A 3,571-nucleotide genomic window follows, 5' to 3' on the forward strand; every position below is an offset into this window, starting at 1 on the left:
GATACTATTAGGTATTTAAACTATTTTACGTTCCGTATTTGCAATTAATAAAAAGCTAACTATCTTTGCAGCCCATTAAAAGTCAAAAGTGAATTAATGCCTTTTAATAAGGTTAAATTATAACAAAGATGAAGAGAACATTTCAACCATCGCAAAGAAAAAGAAAAAACAAGCACGGCTTCAAAGAAAGAATGTCTACACCAAGTGGTAGAGCTGTGATAGCGAGAAGAAGAGCTAAAGGAAGAAAGAAGCTTACTGTTTCTGACGAGAAGACGCATAAATAAAATTATTGGCCTTTTGTAAAAGGTTAATATCTTCATCTCGGCAAGCTTTTTATTAAATTGCCGGCTATGGATTTTAGTTTTAAAAAAACCGAAAGGTTAAATAAAAAGATATGGATTAAGGAACTCTTCGAAAAGGGTTCCTCTTTTTATTTGTATCCTTTTAAGGTGCTTTTACTTCCCCATCCTGATAATTCTGAAACGAATCAAATATTAGTTTCTGTCTCAAAGCGCAATTTTAAAAAGGCTGTTGATAGAAATAAAATTAAAAGAAGAATCCGTGAGTCATATCGCTTAAAACGGAATTCGTATTCTTCAAGCAATAAATACCTGATTGCCTACCTTTATACTTCGAAAGAAATAATGCCATTTAATGAAATTCAAGAATCAATGACCAAGATCTTGGATAAGATTAAAGGACTTGACACTAACACAAAATGAAATCCTCAATTAGAAATATACTGATCGGAGCTCTTGCAATGGTGATTGTTGCTTTCGCATCTCCTTCTGACAGGTATTTTTCAATTGCAAAGAACCTCGACATTTTTGCCAGCCTATTTAGAGAAGTAAACTCTTATTATGTAGACGATACTGATCCTGAGCAGCTTACCAAGATTGCGATCGAAGCAATGCTAGAAAGCCTGGATCCTTATACTAACTATATCCCAGAAGAAGATGCAGAGGCTTTTATGACTTCAACTACCGGTGAATATGCTGGCATAGGAGCTCAAATATCTATAATAGAAAATGAGGCCTATATTTCTATGCTTTATAAAGGATTTGCGGCAGAGAAAGCAGGACTGCATGTCGGAGATAAAATAGTTAAAGCCAATGGCAGCGAAACCATTAACAAATCTGTCTCAGAAATAAGCACAATTCTAAAAGGAAGAGCTAGGTCAAAAGCAAATATTCAAATAATAAGACCCGGAGTAAAAGACACGCTAAGTTTTGATGTTGTTAGGGAAAAAATCACTGTAAATAATGTCCCTTATTATGGTTTGATTGGAGGAACAAAAATTGGTTATATCCTTTTAGATGATTTTACAACTGATGCGGGCAAAGAGGTAGGTTCGGCTGTAAAGTCTTTAAAATCAGATGGCGCAAAGGCGGTCATACTTGATTTGAGAAATAATTTAGGAGGACTATTAAGTGAAGCTGTAAATGTTTCTAATGTTTTTATTCCAAAAAATAGAGTAGTTGTTTCAACAAGAGGCAGGGTTGAAGAATGGAACAGAACATATAAAACACTTGATGGTGCTACTGAGGATCAAATTCCTTTAGCCGTATTGGTGAATGGCGAAAGTGCTTCGGCTGCAGAAATTGTAGCGGGTGTAATTCAGGATTATGACAGAGGTGTGTTAATCGGAACCCAAACATTTGGTAAAGGGCTTGTGCAGACTTCGCGGCCGCTTACATATAATAATAGAGTGAAGATTACTACTGCAAGATATTACATACCCAGCGGTAGGTGTATTCAGGAACTTGAATATGGCGATCATGCTGATGATACTGTTACGAGAGAGGCCAAGATTTTTAAAACCAAGGCTGGGCGGGAAGTATATGATAAAGGTGGATTGATGCCTGACATACTTGTTGAAGAGCCAAATGCCAAAAGTATTACAGTTGAACTATTTGTTGAGGGCTTACTCTTCAAATATGCTAATTATTTTCACTCCCAATATCCAAATACCACTTTCGAAGTCAGTCAATTCAGCAATTTTAAAAGTTGGTTGAATAACAATAACTTTAAATATCACTCTCCATTTAATCAAAGTATCGATTCGCTTTATGAAATGGCAAAGAAGGAAAAGCAAGACCAGAGGGTTTTGGATAATATTTTAAAATTGAAGAAACCACTAAATGAAACCGATGCTGAGTTGGAAAGAGCTAAAAGTGAAATTGTAAGACTCATTAGGCAAGAATTAGGGGCAAGAAAGGAACTGCAAGCCGGAGAGATTAAAAGCACGTTGAATGAAGATGAGGCAATTCTTATTGCACTCAAAATGTTCCAAAATCAAAATTATTATAAAAAACTTTTATCCAGCAACTAATGTCCTTAATCCTTAGCATAGAAACTTCAACCCCTGTATGTTCTTTGGCTATTCATAATAATGGACAATTGTTAGCTAAAGAGTTAATTCAGAAAGAGCAATCTCATTCTTCAACTCTTAACCCGGCTATCGATCACCTGCTTTCAATATGTGACCTATCATTAGCGAATATTAGTGCAATAGCCGTTTCTAAAGGACCGGGGTCATATACAGGACTTAGAATTGGAACTTCTACAGCCAAGGGTCTATGTTATGCCTTAAATATCCCGCTCATTGCAGTTAATACGTTAGAGGCTATGGCTCATAACGTTGCTCGATTTAATCTAAACAGCGCTATGTTGTGCCCTATGCTTGACGCCAGGCGGATGGAAGTGTATGCAATGCTTTTAGATGCCAGCTTCAAAGTTGTTGAAGAAACTAGGCCAGTAATATTAGACCACGAATCTTATAGCCAATACCTAAATGCATCGCCAGTACTTTTTTTTGGAAATGGTGCGGAAAAAGTGAAAAAAGTAACTGACAATCCAAATGCGACAGTTCTTGATGGGGTTATTCCTGATGCTCAATATATAGGTGAACTGGCTTTTGAAAAGTTCAGGAAAAAGGAATTTGAAGATGTTGCTTACTTCGAGCCTTTTTATTTGAAAGAGTTCATGGCAACCAAACCAAAATCCATGTTATGATGTTCATTGTTCTAGAGAAATAACTATGGAAGATCAAATTATAAATAGAGTAGCTAACAGTCCATTAAAGACTTTTGATTTAGAAGATTATTATCACTCAGGGGCAAGGCAGGTTTTGGACATAGCCCCATGGCTGTTCAATGGCATCATTTTGAAAGAAAAAGACTTTCGATTCTTTGTTAAGGAGCACAACTGGGCAGATTATGAAGGTAAGAATGTAGCTATTGTTTGTTCGGTGGATGCTATCATTCCAAACTGGGCTTATATGCTTGTAGCAATAAACCTAGAGCCTTATGCTAATATGCTCGTATATGGAGACCTATCTGATTTAGAGAATGCCCTTTTTATGCAAGCCTTGACAAAAGTTAATTTATTAGACTTTCAAGATGCTAAAATTGTAGTTAAGGGTTGTGGAAGTCATCCTGTACCAGGATTTGCTTATGTTGAAATCACAAGATTATTACGCCCAGTTGCCTCTAGTATTATGTTTGGAGAGCCTTGTAGTACGGTCCCACTTTACAAGCGAAGAAATAAATAAATTTTTTTATGTTGAAGG

General features: G+C 36.2%; 5 protein-coding genes. All 5 read left to right on the forward strand.

Features of this window, described 5'->3' with window-relative positions; translation table 11 throughout:
* Nucleotides 1-128: 128 nt before the first annotated feature.
* The 5 genes from rpmH to E1140_RS01195 all read left to right on the forward strand — a co-directional run bounded on the left by rpmH (nucleotide 129) and on the right by E1140_RS01195 (nucleotide 3,553).
* Nucleotides 129-284: a 50S ribosomal protein L34 gene (gene rpmH, locus E1140_RS01175; protein WP_155178187.1), complete on the forward strand. Its 156-nt coding sequence runs from the start codon at nucleotides 129-131 to the stop codon at nucleotides 282-284.
* Nucleotides 285-350: 66 nt separating this feature from the next.
* Nucleotides 351-722, forward strand: coding sequence for a ribonuclease P protein component (gene rnpA, locus E1140_RS01180; RefSeq protein ID WP_155178189.1), 372 nt, complete (start codon nucleotides 351-353; stop codon nucleotides 720-722).
* On the forward strand, nucleotides 719-2,332 hold the full coding sequence (locus E1140_RS01185; RefSeq protein WP_155178191.1) for a S41 family peptidase: 1,614 nt from the start codon (nucleotides 719-721) through the stop codon (nucleotides 2,330-2,332). Before rnpA ends, E1140_RS01185 begins: the two co-directional genes overlap by 4 nt.
* Entirely contained in the window at nucleotides 2,332-3,015 is a 684-nt protein-coding gene (gene tsaB / locus E1140_RS01190; RefSeq protein WP_155178193.1) for a tRNA (adenosine(37)-N6)-threonylcarbamoyltransferase complex dimerization subunit type 1 TsaB, read from the forward strand. The genes E1140_RS01185 and tsaB overlap by 1 nt, the downstream gene beginning before the upstream one ends.
* A gap of 25 nt (nucleotides 3,016-3,040) precedes the next feature.
* Complete coding sequence (locus E1140_RS01195) at nucleotides 3,041-3,553, forward strand: DUF2480 family protein (RefSeq protein WP_155178195.1); 513 nt, start codon at nucleotides 3,041-3,043, stop codon at nucleotides 3,551-3,553.
* Nucleotides 3,554-3,571 lie beyond the last annotated feature (18 nt).

The organism is Fulvivirga lutimaris (assembly GCF_009711525.1).
Taxonomy (GTDB): Bacteria; Bacteroidota; Bacteroidia; order Cytophagales; family Cyclobacteriaceae; genus Fulvivirga; species Fulvivirga lutimaris.

Bases quoted from the DNA above. Each gene is read 5' to 3' on its own strand.
- rpmH (WP_155178187.1), top strand. From the start codon at position 129: ATGAAGAGAACATTTCAACCATCGCAAAGAAAAAGAAAAAACAAGCAC.
- rnpA (WP_155178189.1), top strand. From the start codon at position 351: ATGGATTTTAGTTTTAAAAAAACCGAAAGGTTAAATAAAAAGATATGG.
- E1140_RS01185 (WP_155178191.1), top strand. From the start codon at position 719: ATGAAATCCTCAATTAGAAATATACTGATCGGAGCTCTTGCAATGGTG.
- tsaB (WP_155178193.1), top strand. From the start codon at position 2,332: ATGTCCTTAATCCTTAGCATAGAAACTTCAACCCCTGTATGTTCTTTG.
- E1140_RS01195 (WP_155178195.1), top strand. From the start codon at position 3,041: ATGGAAGATCAAATTATAAATAGAGTAGCTAACAGTCCATTAAAGACT.